At 42.9% G+C, this 15,103-nt stretch carries 14 protein-coding genes and 1 riboswitch; of the genes, 11 read left to right on the top strand and 3 right to left on the bottom strand.

Annotated elements, in window-relative coordinates; all coding sequences use genetic code 11:
* Positions 1 to 160: 160 nt before the first annotated feature.
* Both M1K58_RS07050 and M1K58_RS07045 read left to right on the top strand, forming a co-directional pair.
* Positions 161 to 1,108 carry a helix-turn-helix transcriptional regulator gene (locus M1K58_RS07050; RefSeq protein ID WP_256757941.1) on the top strand — a complete coding sequence of 316 codons (948 nt, stop codon included), beginning with the start codon at positions 161 to 163 and terminating at the stop codon, positions 1,106 to 1,108.
* A 206-nt stretch (positions 1,109 to 1,314) separates the two neighbouring features.
* Entirely contained in the window at positions 1,315 to 1,719 is a 405-nt protein-coding gene (locus M1K58_RS07045; RefSeq protein ID WP_256757940.1) for a VOC family protein, read from the top strand.
* Positions 1,720 to 2,400: 681 nt separating this feature from the next.
* Here the strand turns inward: M1K58_RS07045 and M1K58_RS07040 are convergent.
* Entirely contained in the window at positions 2,401 to 2,577 is a 177-nt protein-coding gene (locus M1K58_RS07040) for a hypothetical protein (RefSeq protein WP_256757939.1), read from the bottom strand.
* 4 nt (positions 2,578 to 2,581) lie between these two features.
* Complete coding sequence (locus M1K58_RS07035) at positions 2,582 to 3,499, bottom strand: PadR family transcriptional regulator (RefSeq protein WP_256757938.1); 918 nt, start codon at positions 3,497 to 3,499, stop codon at positions 2,582 to 2,584.
* A gap of 298 nt (positions 3,500 to 3,797) precedes the next feature.
* Positions 3,798 to 3,881, top strand: a riboswitch (cyclic di-GMP riboswitch).
* Between the two features lie 71 nt (positions 3,882 to 3,952).
* Between M1K58_RS07035 and M1K58_RS07030 the strand changes: the two genes are divergently transcribed.
* Together M1K58_RS07030 and M1K58_RS07025 are read left to right on the top strand one after the other, a co-directional pair.
* Complete coding sequence (locus M1K58_RS07030) at positions 3,953 to 5,938, top strand: methyl-accepting chemotaxis protein (protein ID WP_256757937.1); 1,986 nt, start codon at positions 3,953 to 3,955, stop codon at positions 5,936 to 5,938.
* Between the two features lie 72 nt (positions 5,939 to 6,010).
* Complete coding sequence (locus M1K58_RS07025; RefSeq protein ID WP_256758274.1) at positions 6,011 to 6,484, top strand: GlcG/HbpS family heme-binding protein; 474 nt, start codon at positions 6,011 to 6,013, stop codon at positions 6,482 to 6,484.
* 21 nt (positions 6,485 to 6,505) lie between these two features.
* Here the strand turns inward: M1K58_RS07025 and M1K58_RS07020 are convergent, their stop codons facing one another.
* The gene (locus M1K58_RS07020) at positions 6,506 to 7,504 is read right to left on the bottom strand and encodes a cation diffusion facilitator family transporter (protein ID WP_256757936.1); all 999 of its coding nucleotides are present in this window, start codon (positions 7,502 to 7,504) and stop codon (positions 6,506 to 6,508) included.
* A gap of 441 nt (positions 7,505 to 7,945) precedes the next feature.
* Between M1K58_RS07020 and M1K58_RS07015 the strand changes: the two genes are divergently transcribed.
* From M1K58_RS07015 to M1K58_RS06985, 7 genes are all read left to right on the top strand, one after another.
* Complete coding sequence (locus tag M1K58_RS07015; protein WP_256757935.1) at positions 7,946 to 8,974, top strand: ABC transporter substrate-binding protein; 1,029 nt, start codon at positions 7,946 to 7,948, stop codon at positions 8,972 to 8,974.
* Between the two features lie 139 nt (positions 8,975 to 9,113).
* A complete protein-coding gene (locus M1K58_RS07010; RefSeq protein WP_256757934.1) occupies positions 9,114 to 9,878 on the top strand; it encodes an ABC transporter permease in 765 nt (254 codons plus the stop codon).
* Positions 9,879 to 9,893: 15 nt separating this feature from the next.
* Positions 9,894 to 10,712, top strand: a complete 819-nt coding sequence (locus tag M1K58_RS07005; protein ID WP_256757933.1) for an ABC transporter ATP-binding protein — start codon at positions 9,894 to 9,896, stop codon at positions 10,710 to 10,712.
* A gap of 24 nt (positions 10,713 to 10,736) precedes the next feature.
* On the top strand, positions 10,737 to 12,005 hold the full coding sequence (hisD, locus tag M1K58_RS07000; protein ID WP_256758273.1) for a histidinol dehydrogenase: 1,269 nt from the start codon (positions 10,737 to 10,739) through the stop codon (positions 12,003 to 12,005).
* Between the two features lie 160 nt (positions 12,006 to 12,165).
* The gene (locus tag M1K58_RS06995; RefSeq protein WP_256757932.1) at positions 12,166 to 13,356 is read left to right on the top strand and encodes a M20 family metallopeptidase; all 1,191 of its coding nucleotides are present in this window, start codon (positions 12,166 to 12,168) and stop codon (positions 13,354 to 13,356) included.
* A 139-nt stretch (positions 13,357 to 13,495) separates the two neighbouring features.
* Complete coding sequence (locus tag M1K58_RS06990; RefSeq protein WP_372339114.1) at positions 13,496 to 14,056, top strand: RNA polymerase sigma factor; 561 nt, start codon at positions 13,496 to 13,498, stop codon at positions 14,054 to 14,056.
* Positions 14,049 to 15,038, top strand: coding sequence for a DUF4871 domain-containing protein (locus M1K58_RS06985; protein WP_256757930.1), 990 nt, complete (start codon positions 14,049 to 14,051; stop codon positions 15,036 to 15,038). The genes M1K58_RS06990 and M1K58_RS06985 overlap by 8 nt, the downstream gene beginning before the upstream one ends.
* Positions 15,039 to 15,103 lie beyond the last annotated feature (65 nt).

The raw sequence follows: 15,103 nt of genomic DNA, 5'->3' as shown, positions 1-15,103 counted from the left end.
TGAGATGTGAAACTATCGCTCAAATGCATTGATTTTAATGTCTCTGTACACTTAGGTGTATTATTAGACAAACGAGCAGTTAAGGTAAATCGCGGTAAACCTTACCACAAGTGATGGCAAGTTTTTGGTGAACAGCATTAAGTTTCAAGGGGGGCAGCCAATGAACAAAACAGACCGTTTATTAGCTATCGTTCTGGAGCTGCAAAGCAGAGAAGTGGTACGGGGCGAAGATTTAGCGGACCTATTCGAAACCAGTGTGCGGACCATCTATCGTGACATTCAGGCACTTAGTGAAGCGGGCGTGCCGATTATAGGTGCCCCAGGCACAGGATATTCTTTGATGAAAGGCTATTTCCTGCCGCCGATCAGTTTCACGGTAGAAGAAGCCGTGACCTTGCTTATAGGAACGGACTTTATCGAGCAACGATTTGATGATGAGTATTGTGTCAGAGCTCAAGCCGCTCGGAGGAAAATCGAGGCCATTCTATCGGAGAGCGTTCGCAATGAGACCTCTCGTGTGCGCAAGGCGCTGCGCTTGCTCACTCCCGGTAAACGGGTCGCGCTGTCAAAAGAAAGGGAATATTTCGAAAAGATCCGTCGAGCGATATTAGATGAACGAAAGATCAGATTTCATTATTCGAAAGGGATTGGGGATTCCAAGGGGAATCACCATAGTGATCGTACCGTCGCTCCCTATGGTCTGGTACTCGTTGAAGGATCTTGGATGCTCGTGGCCCGTTGCGATCTACGCCAAGACATTCGCCATTTCCGTTTGTCCCGAATGACCGAACTTATCGATCTGGAAGAACGATTCGAACTGCCGGCGCATTTTAACTTAAGGGAGTACACCCCTCCGGATGATCGCCACTTGCGAGTTCGCCTTCGATTTAACCATGACATCGCAGATAAGGTGAAGGAATCGAACTATCATTACATGGAGGATATGGAAGAGCATCAAGATGGATTGCATGTGGTCTTACGCGTTCGTCAACTGGATGAATTGCTCCAATGGGTGCTTGGCTGGGGAGCGGGTGTGATAGTATTGGAACCTGAATCATTCCGAAATTGGATTCGTGAGGAAGCCCAAAAAATGTTAAAACGCTACTGACATAACGTTGTCAGTAGCGTTGTTTTATAATCGGGTATGTAATCGTAAAGGAGTGGTAAGATAAATGCGAAGTACGTCTTGCATCGGCTGGGGGACATAGCCAATCTATTTTTCACAGCAACTTTGCCCATTAAGGAAGCTTCGCTGGTTCTGGCCCACGATATGATACGGTATTGTTTCATTTATTATAGGAAGGATGATATCTTGTGAATTTCGCTTCTGTGCGCATCATTACCGACGACGTGGATCGTCTCGTCGAGTTCTATGAGAAAGTCATGGGTGCTTCGGCGGAGCGCCCCGCGCCCGTTTTTGCCGAATTCGTAATGCCATCTTGCACCCTGGCAATCGGCCACTCCCAGACGGCGCAACTATTCGGCGCTGGTTCCGTAGTGGCGGCCAACAATCACACTGTCATCATCGAGTTCCGCGTCGACGATGTCGAAGCCGAATACGCGCGATTGAAGCCAATTGTCGATGATTGGGTAAAGGAACCGACCACGATGCCGTGGGGAAACCGTTCTGTGCTTTTCCGCGATCCCGACGGCAACCTCGTTAACCTCTTCGAGCCAGTGACCGAGGAAGCAATCAAACGGTTCAGCGTTAGGCGTTGACGGACAGTTAAAATGAGTGAGGCCTCAATTAGTTCAGCATTTTACTCAACTGGAAATTTCGGATGAAGAAATCCTTCGAGAAGTGTTTCATCGATTAATTCACAAGGTCGAGGTATTTGAGGATAGCAGCATAGAAATCCACAATAGTTTCAAAAATCCGTTGTCGCTGGGGGCTTAGAATGCCCCCCCTTCCAATATATCAATAATAAGCATTCGACACATATGGAGTGCTGTGTGTTGTTGATAAGGGAGTAATTTAAGGGGCAGCATTTACCTAATAGACTAAAGTTCAGACACAATATGGCTGGGCTTTTTTGTAATAAGCTGATCGTTGAATTCAAACCGGGTCTTGATATGGATACAGAATTGCAAGTAAAAAATAGCCGCCGATCAAGGTGTGGAGAACCCTAATCGGCGAGTATGTAACTCATTATTTTTCAAAAAATTTAGTATTCTATCTGCTTGGTTGACAATTAGGTGACCCGTATCAGGCAGCAGTTAATTGATCAGAATCGCCAAAAAGTATTAAAATTGGCTTGGTTAACTGATCAAGTGACTGATCACGAATTAGTGGCATTTTTGCCGTTCGTGGTTTGAAAATGTTTGAACGTAAGTGATGCAAATGTAAAACCTTCTCCCAATTAGGATAACGATGATGAAGAAATCTTGCTACCCACTAATTTAATAGAGCATATGCATCACTTGCGTAGCTTTGCCGGCTTGCCGCTGATAATCCTGCTTCTCCAATAAAGTCGATGGCATAGACATTGTGGGTTTTGGAAAGAGAAGCGACATCGCCGAATTCGTTTCGCTTCCATGCATGAGGATCAGTGGGAGATGGTCTTTTGATCCAGACATCTTTCTATTTCAAAAGCCATTTTTCAGCTTCTTCTTTACTTTCATACAATCTAAAATGATTGCCTTTGTTCGTTTCCATGGCCATTTCTTTAAATCTGCCTTTTTGAATTGTATCCTGAGGAATAATAGCAGCAGCTTTTATACCGTAGTTTGTAAATTTCTGAATCATATTTCCAGCTAATTTGGTTTTAAGTTTGAAGAAGTCTTCTGATAAGGCTGCATAGTGTATCATAAGCGCATTTGTCTCATGCTCCCAACATAAAGCTATTAGATCTAGTGCATCATTCTCTGTGTTTAGAGGTTCAGTGGTAGAAATCAGTTCAATATATTTTTTATTTTCTATTTCTCTAATTTGATAGTTCATTTTGTCTTTTTCCTCCATAACTTCATTTTCAAACAGCTTTTGACGGGTTTCATGGACCCAATTAAGTTCATTGTTATAGGTTGAAATAATGTTTTCTGAAATCATCTCCCATATTAAGCTTTCCCTAGTACTTCTATTAGGTGAATGAAGAGCACGCCTATATTTCTCCTTCTGCATAATCAATTGCAGCTTGATTTCATATTCATATTTTGAAAGTATCTCACTTAATTCTTGATTACTTAACATATCGGACCATGCAAACTGTACTAAAAAGGTTTTTTTTATCTCAGGAGCTTCTGGTGATGATGAGAGCCAAATTGTTAGTTCTTTAGATCCTTCTTCTGTTAGGGTATATATTTTTTTTGAAGGAGAGTTATCCTGATGGACCACTTCACATGTAACAAAATCTTCATTTTCCAAATTCATTAAAGCTTTGTAAATTTGATTATTATTACCGGACCAATACATGAAGGAGGAATCCTCAAACATTTTTTTTAGTTCATATCCTGTTGAGGGTTTCCAGCTCAGTATTCCTAATATTGCTAATTGGATTGACATAAATAATCACACCTCTATACAAATAACATAGGTTAAAAGTAACATATGTTATTGTTGTTGTAAATCTAAGAATGTTTTCCTTAGCTCAATACCAGAAGTTTTTTGAAAAAGAAATTCCGATTAACAACTAAATCTTGCAATAAAAGCCAAAGAGGTGGTGATAACACTTTGGCTTTTATTTGGATTGCCTAGCGGATTAGTAAAATAATATGATAATTTCTTAATCTGTTGCATGGAGTTAAGCGAAATGGTATAAAAAGGAGTGTGATTTTTGTCACATTATGTCGAATTATGTAATTAAATATGAGGGCAAACCAACTCGAAAGACTGGGACGCAAAGCCACGGGTCTAAGGAGAAACCTATGACAGCCGAGCTGCCGCATTTTTGGGAAATCCAATCTGAAGCGGTTGGATTTTTTTAGTACCAAAAAATAAATATCACCTGGAGGATTTATGGGAAAATTATCGAAAAGTATTCGTGCAAAATTAGTCATCTGGTTCTTAATCGTTGCTCTCGTTCCATTATTGATTTCGTCTTTGGTTTCCTACAAACAAAACTCACAAGAATTGATTAAGAAGCAGAAGGAAACGGCTCAAAGTTTAGTAGAAACGAAAGCCGTCGGTATGGATGATTGGCTCAATCGTCGGTTGGATGAAATCAAGTTAGCAGCAACAACTGAAACCGCACACTCTACTGACCCCAAGCGCATTTCGCCGTATTTAGTACAAATCAAGAAGCAATCAGATGTCTATGAGGATGTTATATTTGCTGGGGCGAGTGGGATTATTGAAGGAGCTTCCAGTGAAGGGGTGATTGGGATCAATATTAATGATCGCGAATACTTCCAGAAAGGAATGCTTGGTCAATCCTCCTATTCCGATATTTTAACCTCTAAAGGGTCAGGGAATCGAGTTATTGTTGTTAGTTCTCCGATTCAAGGTGACAATGGCAAGGTTCTCGGAATTATTTACGGTGTTGTAGATTTTGAGAAACTCTTACAAGCATTTGTTCTAGAACAAACAACGGGTGTAGATATTATGCTGGTGGATAATTTGAACCGCATTCAGCTCACATCTAATAAAGAGATACTAGGTAAATCCATTGACGAGTCCGGAATCGACGCTGAATATGTCTCCATTATTAATAAAGGTAAAACAGCAGTCGGAACTAAAACCTATACAGATAAGGGGAAAGAGTATTTAGTCGCTTATGCACCGCTTAAAGAAACGAATTATGAAATCTACTATACCATCAGTATGGATCTCATTCTGGAAAGCGCCAATGCGATGCAACAGAAGATGATTATCGTGATGATCATTGCATCAATCATTGTCGTATTATTCGCCTTCTATATAAGTGGTGCGATAGCTAAGCCTATTAAGAGAGTTACAGAGCAGGTTAAGCGTGTAGCCGATGGAGATTTAACGAACTCTACGTTTGCATCTAATAGAAGAGATGAGATTGGTGAGCTGGGTAGACATGTTCAGAGCATGACGACAAATCTACGTGAGCTGATTCACAAGGTGGCATCGGCATCAGAGCAAGTTGCAGCATCATCCGAAGAATTGACAGCAAGTGCAGAAGAAGCTAGCAGAGCTACGGAGCAAATATCAAACTCAGCTCAAGAAATTGCATCTGGTGCAGAACAGCAGGTTGTGAATACGAATGAATCACAGCAAATTGCCACTGATATGTCCGAAGGTGTTGCACAAATTTCATCACTTATTCAACGGGTATCCTCACTATCTGATCATGCTGTTCAAGCGTCGGCAAATGGAAATCAGGTTGTTTCTCTCTCGATTGGTCAGATGAATGAGATTGAAGAAAAAACAAATAAAGCCTCACAGACGGTTAATGAGCTAGGTAATAAATCAGCAGAAATAGAAAACATTACTTCAGTCATAACAGATATCGCTAGACAGACGAATTTGCTAGCCCTTAATGCGGCTATTGAAGCCGCTAGAGCGGGTGAACAAGGGCGTGGATTCGCAGTTGTCGCTGGTGAGGTCAGGAAGCTCGCAGAGCAATCGGGTCACGCAGCAGAGCAAATTAGCGAAATCATTCGTGAGGTACGAGATGACATACAAGCTTCGATTGTTGGGATGCAGGATGGGATCACTTCCGTCCAGGAAGGGACAAGATTAACTGAACAAGCCGGACATTCATTCGAAACGATTTCAAATTCGGTTAGTGAAGTGTTCACTCAAATTCAGGAGGTTTCCAATGCCATACAACAATTAAATGTAGGCTCAGAAGATGTGCTTAAATCTATTGAGTCCGTGAAAGCTATCTCTAATGATTTTTCAGGAAGCACTCAAGAGGTTGCTGCAGCAGCAGAACAACAAACCGCTTCGATGGAAGAGGTGGCAGCGGCTTCTCAAACCCTTGCTAAGATGGCCGAGGATCTGCAAGCGTCTGTGAGAACATTTAAGTTCTAATGTAGGACGTTCACCATTCTGGGTGACTGATCATACCCTGCTGATATTACGCTATGCAGAGGGGTGTTCCTACTGAATAAGCTTACTTTGGAAACGGCCAAACGGTTACTAGCGATCGCGGAGCAGAAAGCCACACAGATGGGGCTCTTATGCGATATCGCGATCGTTGATGAAGGTGCTAACCTCATTGCCTTCCACCGGATGGACAACGCCAAGATCGCGGGTATCGTTATTTCGCAGAACAAGGCTTGGACTAGCGTTGCCATGCAGATGCCGACAGCCAATCTTGCACAATCCGCTCAACCGGGTGGTCCGACATTTGGCATCAATACGACTAACGAAGGGCGAATAGTTATTCTAGGTGGTGGTATTCCGCTCTTGAACGAAGGTAGGATCGTTGGCGGTATCGGCGTGAGTGGTGGCTCAAGTGCCCAAGATATAGAAGTGGCCACAGCGGCCGTTCAAGCGTACGAGAACATGCGTGGGAACAATGAAGCGGTATTCGCTTCGGCTCGTATTGGTTCGTACCAACAGAATCGGATATAACAAACAAAACGAGCAACCCTTTTAAGGAGTTAGCTCGTTTTTTTGTGGCTTCCAATCTTGAACGCCGGCGTCTTCCGCAATGCCTAATGTAACGTCTGTAATATCAGGGTCATTCAGCAAGTGATCACGAATCCTGAACTTGATATCATCCGCATCGGCTAAGGTCATACCAGGCTTTAACTCAATTAGCCCTTCAACATGGTAATAACGCCCCTCCTGCAGAACCCGTAATTGAACAATGTCAGTCACAAGCTTTTCAGAGAAAATAATCTTAGCCACCTTATCCTCCACATCCGGTGGAGCGGAGACACCAATCAATCCAACCATGTTATCATATCCAACTCTAAAGGCGACTAAGACCATTAATAGCCCGATTAAGATCGTCATTATACCATCCAGTATGCTTGCATTGGTAAAAGCCGTGAATACAACCGCTACAAGAGCTAAGAAAGCACCGAGGGTGGCAACTAAGTCTTCATAAAATACGAGCCGAGTAGGGGGGGCGGCACGTTTAACGTTACGGAAAGCAGCGGAAAAAATCGCCGAACCCTGCGCTTCAACACGTGATTCCTTAAGGATTTCTTTCATTGCTTTAACTAGAACGTATCCATCTATTATTATGGATAAGACTAATACGGAAACATTTAACCAGAAGCCATGTGATGCAGCAGGATGTTTAATTAAGTGAATGCCTTCTCGAATCGTTTCGTATGCCATCAATGTAACTACAATTACCGCTATCATACAGAAAATGTTAATGACACGACCAAATCCAACGGGGAAACGTTTGGTTGGCTTTTTCTCTGCTAACACGCTACCGAAGAACACGAACATTTGATTGATTGCATCCGCAATGGAATGCATCATTGAAGCGAACATAGCCCCATTCCCGGTTACAGATGCTGTTAACCCCTTAGCAATGGCAATGATCGTATTCCCTAATGCTGCAACACCAGAAGAAGTATTTCCTTTCTTAATAAGTTGCATAAAGCCGGTCTTCGGTTGCCCTTCTGGGTTCATTCGCTTAATATCCCCCTAAGTGTTCTTTCCTTTTATGTATCATTATGGTCAAAGACTAAAATGATCATTCTAGATTAGTGAAATCTATTATATCGTTTCATTGAAAAAGTCATTGACAAAGAGTATCGATTTGACGGATATTATATAAGGATATTCCTTTTGTTAGCTAAAGCATCAAAGTAAATTTTGATCGATGTCAGCAACATCACTCGCCAAGTTGCTCTTCCATTCATAATGATGTAGCTATAGATCAAAGCTCAATATAGGTATTTGTTGATAGAATGAAGCTTTGAACAGGGAGTTTTTATTTCCTTTTTCGAAACTCATTCTATTTTTATTTTCCTAGATTGAACTTAATGAGTGTTGAGTGCTTGGTTGGCTTGCAGGATGAATATTTCTTATGTTAGAAAAAAAACGAATTGAGATGGAGTGTAGTCGAGAATGAAGAAGTGGGCTATGTTTACTGTTCTATGTCTTACTGTAGGATTGCTATCAGCGTGCGGATCAAATTCTAATAACAATGGGGAAAAGTCATCTTCATCGACGTCATCCCCGACAGCTTCTGCTTCAGCATCGTCTGAGCCCTCATCTGAACCTATCTCCTTAAGCATGGGCGTACAGCCTTGGGTAGGGAATGGTCCTTGGTGGATTGCTGATCAAGCAGGGATTTTCAAGAAGCATGGCTTGGATGTCACAATCAAAATGTTTAACCAAGATGCAGACCTGAATGCAGCTTTTGCTGCAGACGTTATTCAAGTCTCGAATATTGCGACGCATACGGCTATTAAACTAGCAGCGATTGATGGGATTAAGATGAGTGGAGTTCTATTCCTCGATGAATCTCATAAAGCGGATGCTGTGCTTGGCGGGAAAGACATCACTAGCATTGAGCAATTGAAAGGTAAGAAGGTAGCTTTCGAGGAAGGTACAACTTCCGATCTACTTATTAGAAGAGCGTTAAAAGAAAACAACATTAGTGCTGACGAGGTTACCTTTGTACTAATGCCAGCTTCTGATGCGGGTATGGCGCTATTGGCCAAAAAAGTAGACGCTGCAGTTACATACGAGCCATATATCTCAGCGATTACAAGCAAAGGCGAAGCAAAAATGCTGTACTCTGGTGAGAATGCACCTGGGCTGATCAGTGATCTTGCTGTTGTTCGCACAGACTTCTTAGAAAAAAATTCAGAAGTGAAACAAAAGCTGCAGCAAGTATGGGACGAAACAATGGAATATTGGAAAGCTAACCCAGATGCAGGTAACGCAATTGTAGCTAAGGAAAGTGGTATTCCTGTTGAGGAGCTTCCAGTTATTCTAGATGGATTGAAATATTTCACATCGGAAGAGCAGAGCCAGCTTCTGGATTCCGGCGAGCTATTGAAAACAGTTCAGAACATCCAACAGATTCTGATCGATCAAGGCGCACTTAAAGCTGAGGTTGATTTGAATAAAGTTGTTCCAACAAAGTAATAGAATTGTGAATTACTAGATTTGATAGGTTATATTCCACCTGCTATGCTTCATGATCCGGTAGCGTATTATCGTTCGCATGTTATTGAGCTGGGATCTTGAAGCATAGCGTTGAGTGGATTCGGAAAGGAGACAGATCATGTCGCGGTATACCATTTATTCGATATCCAGTGTCCTACTCGTGCTGGCAGTTTGGTCCATTTTTACATATTCAAATATGGTAGATAGTCTATTCCTACCTACACCTGGAGATACCGTTAAGGCTTTGGGTGAAGAAATTAAAGAAGGCATTTTCTTTAAGGATGTTGGAACAAGCTTTTATCGGATTTCGTTCGGTTTCCTTATTTCTACAGTATTCGCGGTTCCAATTGGGATGATGATTGCGACGTCCCGCACTTGGCAGGCGATCTGGGAGCCACTAATTGGCTTGATTCGTTACATGCCTGCAGTTGCTTTCATTCCTTTGTCGATTTTGTGGTTTGGTGCTTCTGACATTCAGAAGTTTTTTATTCTTTTTCTGGGCGTTTTCTTTCAAGAGGTTATTATGATCGCAGATAATTGCAAAACCGTAAATAAATCATTAATTGAAGTCGGTCAGACGTTAGGCTTTACCAAGGGTGAAGTGCTAAGGAACATCACATTTAAGGCTGCACTTCCAGGTATGATGGATACATTCCGCACCACTTGGGGATGGGCGTGGACCTATCTCGTCGTCGCAGAATTGGTAGCTGCTAACTCAGGACTAGGCTATCGAATTATGCAAGCACAACGTTATCTAGCCACCGATCGAATTGTTCTGGGGATTCTGGTCATTGGGTTATTAGGTTTGATTACAGATTTGCTGTTTTCACTCGTATACAAAAAGATGTTCCCTTGGAAAGCGCTCGAGAAAGCAAAGGGATAAGGAGGGACATTAGCAATGCAAGCAAACAAAGAACATGAGAACAAGCTGGAAGAGATGTTAGTTGCCAGGAATGTGACGAAAACCTTTGTTAGTCATAAAAAAGTAATTACTGCTATGGAAAATGTGAATCTGACGATCCATAAGGGAGAGTTTGTTTCATTACTTGGACCATCCGGTTGCGGGAAGTCTACCTTTCTCAGATTAGTGGCAGGTCTTGATCCTAAGACAGAAGGTGAGCTACTGCTACATAACGATCCTATTGTTGGTGCAGGTAAAGACAGGGGAGTCGTGTTCCAGCAATACAGCCTGCTACCGTGGATGCATGCATGGGAGAATGTTGCCTTTGCTTTGAAAAATGTGGATGAATTAAGCAAGGCGCAAAAAAAGGAAAAAGCCTATCATTATCTCGATTTAGTTGGTCTTAAGGGCTTCGAAAATTCTTACCCCGCTCAATTGTCTGGGGGAATGCAGCAGCGTGTGGCGATTGCCCGGGCCTTAGTATTCCATCCTTCGCTGTTGTTAATGGACGAACCTTTCGGGGCATTAGATGCTCAAACCCGTAGAGAAATGCAAGACCTTGTCATGAAGGTATGGTCTGAGGAAAAGTGTAGTGTTCTATTCGTAACACATGACGTTGACGAAGCGATTTATTTATCTGATCGTGTATACATCATGAGCGCTCATCCAGGTAAAATTGCCAAAGAATTAACGATTGAGATTCCGAAGCCAAGGGATTTCAATGACCAATTATCAATCGAATTTCTGGAATATAAGAGAGCAATCATTTCCGAATTAGAACGCCAGAAGTCATTGAAGAAATTGTCGAATGGGTAGCTTGGCTTGAAGGAGCGTGGAATGATGCTTAAGAAAATGCAACGACAGGAATTACAGGTTAATCGTAGTGAGGCTGCTTTAGGTCAAGATCGCAGGGAAGCCGTGTTGAGTATTATTGAACAGGTGAAACGGCAAGGTGATCAGGCTCTACACGAGTTGACTGAGAAGTTTGATAGCGTCGTGCTCATACAATTGGCTGTTCAACCTGATGAATTCCAGCAAGCTTATCACGCTATAGATGCACATTTGCTAGATGCGATACGCAGTGCGATTGGGAATATCCGAGACTATCATGAAAGACAGCTGCGGCAATCTTGGATGACTACCTCCGAGACTGGAACGATACTTGGACAACTGATTCGGCCATTGGAGCGTGTGGGTATTTATGTTCCTGGCGGCACTGCTGCATATCCCTCTTCTGTGATGATGAACGCAATACCAGCACTAACGGCGGGTGTGAAAGAGATTATCATGACGACACCTCCGGGCAAGGATGGCCGCATCAATCCGGCGGTACTCGTGGCTGCCCACGAATTAGGCATTACAGAAGTGTATAAAGTCGGTGGAGCTCAGGCGATAGCAGCATTAGCTTATGGCACAGAAACAATCGGTAAAGTTGACAAAATAACCGGACCTGGCAATGCATTCGTAGCGGCGGCCAAGCGTGAAGTGTTCGGAACTGTCGATATCGATATGATAGCGGGACCGAGTGAGGTTGTAATCTTAGCTGATGAAACGGCCAACCCTGCGTACATTGCAGCAGACTTACTTGCACAAGCTGAGCACGATCCGTTGGCATCTGCGATCTTGATTACGACATCAGATGAAATTGCTGAGAAAGTGCAGGAAGAGGTACGCAATCAACTACCTCAGCTAGATCGCAAGGAAATTGCCGCTCAGTCCATTTCGCAGTGGAGCGCAATATGTATCGCGACGAGTTTGGAAGAAGCGTTCGATATTGTCAACGAGCTAGCAACCGAGCATCTGCAATTATGTATCGCGGACCCCTTTGAACACTTGGGTAAAGTAAAGCATGCAGGCGCTGTGTTTGTCGGCAACAACAGTCCTGTTGCGATTGGGGATTATTTCGTTGGTCCTAACCATGTGCTACCGACTAACGGCAGAGCACGATTCTCGTCACCCTTATCCGTTGACGATTTTATTAAGAAAATGAGCCTCGTTAGCTATAGCCGTTCGGATATGGTAGCCAATGGGCATAAAATAGCGGCACTTGCCACATTCGAAGGCTTGCAGGCACATGCTCATTCCGTGAAGCTACGGCTTGAGGAATAAGTCTCTAAAGTCGATTATTAGAAGTGAAATGATTAGAAGCCATACCTATTAGCTAGGTGGCTTTTTTTATTACGTTACAATTGTCCGTTATATGGGGGATGGGGGATTGTCCGCCATATGGTTGCTGGGAAAGATTTAATAGAGGGTGAGGCAGATAAGCATGCTTACTAGAGAAGAGAACGAATTGCTTCAATCTATCGATGAGGCCGAACTAATCGGATTTCTCCAAGCGTTGGTTCGTACGAACAGTGAGAACCCTCCAGGCAGGGAGATGGCAGTTGCCAACCTCATCGCACATACTTTGCAATCTTTTGGCTGTCAGGTGGAAATACAGCCAGTTGATGGCGATCGGTTTAATGTTATTGTTATTTTGGAAGGCGAGCAGTCGGAAAAGATCTTATTTAATGGTCATACAGATACTGTACCTGTAGGGAACTTGAAATTATGGAGCTCTGACCCCTGGGCAGCTGAGATCCGAGATGGACGCTTGTATGGTCTGGGCTCTTGCGATATGAAGGCCGGTTTGGCAGCTATGATCTATGCCATTAAGGCCTTAGTGGAAAGCAAAACGAAATTCATAAGAGGCTTAATATTTACTGCTGTTATAGATGAAGAGGTTAATTTCCTTGGAACAACAGCATTACTCTCTGACAACAAACTAGCGGATTGTGTGATGGCGTATGTATCAGAGCCCACAAGCCTACGGATCGGTAACCGATTAAAGGGAGCGATAGAGTTCTCGGCTAGAACCTATGGGAAGAGTGCTCATACCGGTGTTGCTTTCAACGGGGAGAATGCCATTTACAAGATGAGTCGATATATTGAAGCATTACGCTCTTATAATGATAGCTTAGCCAAGGATTATAGCGATCCTGATCTTCGATATCCGACTGTGAATGTTGGCAAAATTCAGGGTGGAGTAGGCGTGACACTAGTACCTGATTATTGCGAGCTAGAGTTTGATCGGCAGGTTCTGCCTTCTGAATCTATGGATGAGGCTGAAATAGAGATTCGGAAATTGACCGCTTCGATCAATGAGAGTGAGCAAATAGGGGTAGAGTTAGTGGTTAGACAAAGCTTCAGTACGTGGACTATCCCTGAAGAGGAAGAAGTCGTTCGCCGCTTGTCGAGCTCTATCCAAGATGCAACGAGTCAGAAGCCAGAATTGATGGGCTTTAACGGCTATGCTGAGGTAGAGTTGCTGTCAGCTGCAGGTATACCATCTGTGCTTTACGGTCCTGGCAGCATTAATGTGGCACATGCTCCGGATGAATTCGTACCCATGGATGAAGTTATTCAAGCTGCGAGGGTGTATGCTCTTATGGCTTACCGGTTTGTTACTCAATCATGAGTTAAGGTGAATTAACGTTGTCATTATCCGCAAATAGAATTGAACATCGCAAAGAGAAGGAGCAGTTGCTTAGGGCAATTTGCTCTTTTCTTTGTTGAAAATGGAACAAAATCCTACTTTGATTGTCTAATTAAACGAGGTGATCCATTTGGAGTACTTGAAAAGCGTCGAGATCACGGATGACAACGTCAACTCTATTATAGAGGCGCTGATGACCCAGTATGGAAACGATGTATGGAATTATTCCTTTATGCTAGTTAAGAATCGAGACGCAGCGGATGACATCACACAGGATGTTTTCCTGAATGCATATCGAAATCTGCATCGTTTTGAAAGCAGGAGTTCACCGAAAACATGGCTATTGACGATTGCTCGTCATGCTTCAATCAATTGGCTGAAATCCTCCTTTATCAAGCGGGTAATCTTGGTGGGCTTTAATCCTCACAAGGCAAATCAGAGATCCGCAGAACAAGAAGTATTAGAACAGATGGGGATTAAGTCAATCTGGAAATCGATTATGATGTTACCGGTTAAGCTAAGAGAAGTATTAATACTGGATGCTCATTACCAGCTTTCCTATTCAGAAATAGCTCAGTTGTTGAAAGTATCGGAGGGAACAATCAAATCTCGATTGCACAGAGCCCGTGCAAAAATGGAAACTATTCTAAAGATTGAGCGGGAGGAGCTTGAATATGAGTAAAGACTCAAAGCCTAGCTGGTATGATGAACTTTCACAAACCCCATTTGATCGTCCTCAGTGGTCCATCGAGAAAACAAATAAAGTATTGAATACCTTTAGTCAATCAGTTCGGATAAGGCAGAGGAGTAGACGGACATCATATAGGATATCAACTGCAGTACTATTAACGACATTAATTGTTGTGACTATCATGTATGACCGTTCAGGAATAGGGAACGAGCGATCAATTGTTCAGCATGAGAATCCGTCAAAGACAGCACACAATGAGTATCGTTCCAATGGAGTCGTTCAGTGGGAGGTTTTCCCCGGTGGTGATCAAGTTGCGGGTAAGCGTGCAGGTGCTAGATGGATGATTAGCAAACCGATCGCTGAATTGCTTGATCGTAAGGTAAGGATTGTTGGGATTCATGAACAAACCGGTTTAACGATAGAGGAGCTTCCAGAAATTACGATTAATGAGACGAATGCGCAAGAGTACGGTATGCTTCGCAGTACATCGGGGGCAACGTTCACTCAAACACAAATTGTTTCAGATATGGCGATCCCATTGGCTGGAAAATGGACTTTTCAAATGTTTATTGACGGATCTAATAATGGAGAAATCGTTTTGGACGTTCCAGATGGGGATTGGCAGTTAAGTCCATCCTTTAAATCAGAAATGTCCCAATTGACGGGGATCGAGGAGAAGCTAGGTTTTATTGGCATGGGGTTTATTGAAGCGAAGAGGAATAAGTATTTGTGGCACTTCTGGGGTACGAGTGAGGAAGTGAAAGGAAACTTAGTGATATATGCTGCAAAGCAATCAACGGATGAGTTTCTACGTGTGTTCGATGGTTATCTTAGCCCGGGTAAAGTCAACGGAGCAGATGCGAGTATTCCTTCAAGTATGATGTTGCCAACGGCTGGGGTATGGAAGCTAATCGTTACAATCAATGGTCGCTGGTTTGAAAATGTGATTGTCCAGGTAGATAAGTTACTTTAGCTTTCAGGTCTATTATCTTTTCTGATTTTCATCTATGATAGAAACAAGACCAACAATGACTTTAA

The sequence above is a fragment of the Cohnella sp. WQ 127256 genome (assembly GCF_024519285.1).
Taxonomy (GTDB): domain Bacteria; phylum Bacillota; class Bacilli; order Paenibacillales; family Paenibacillaceae; genus Cohnella.
This window is presented reverse-complemented; position numbering and strand designations above follow the sequence as displayed.

Excerpts from the sequence above, each read along its gene's own strand:
- M1K58_RS07010 (WP_256757934.1), top strand. The coding sequence starts at position 9,114 with ATGTCGCGGTATACCATTTATTCGATATCCAGTGTCCTACTCGTGCTG.
- M1K58_RS07005 (WP_256757933.1), top strand. The coding sequence starts at position 9,894 with ATGCAAGCAAACAAAGAACATGAGAACAAGCTGGAAGAGATGTTAGTT.
- M1K58_RS07040 (WP_256757939.1), bottom strand. The coding sequence starts at position 2,577 with ATGTCTGGATCAAAAGACCATCTCCCACTGATCCTCATGCATGGAAGC.
- M1K58_RS06985 (WP_256757930.1), top strand. The coding sequence starts at position 14,049 with ATGAGTAAAGACTCAAAGCCTAGCTGGTATGATGAACTTTCACAAACC.
- M1K58_RS07015 (WP_256757935.1), top strand. The coding sequence starts at position 7,946 with ATGAAGAAGTGGGCTATGTTTACTGTTCTATGTCTTACTGTAGGATTG.
- M1K58_RS07030 (WP_256757937.1), top strand. The coding sequence starts at position 3,953 with ATGGGAAAATTATCGAAAAGTATTCGTGCAAAATTAGTCATCTGGTTC.
- M1K58_RS07035 (WP_256757938.1), bottom strand. The coding sequence starts at position 3,499 with ATGTCAATCCAATTAGCAATATTAGGAATACTGAGCTGGAAACCCTCA.
- M1K58_RS07020 (WP_256757936.1), bottom strand. The coding sequence starts at position 7,504 with ATGAACCCAGAAGGGCAACCGAAGACCGGCTTTATGCAACTTATTAAG.
- M1K58_RS07050 (WP_256757941.1), top strand. The coding sequence starts at position 161 with ATGAACAAAACAGACCGTTTATTAGCTATCGTTCTGGAGCTGCAAAGC.
- M1K58_RS06995 (WP_256757932.1), top strand. The coding sequence starts at position 12,166 with ATGCTTACTAGAGAAGAGAACGAATTGCTTCAATCTATCGATGAGGCC.
- hisD (WP_256758273.1), top strand. The coding sequence starts at position 10,737 with ATGCTTAAGAAAATGCAACGACAGGAATTACAGGTTAATCGTAGTGAG.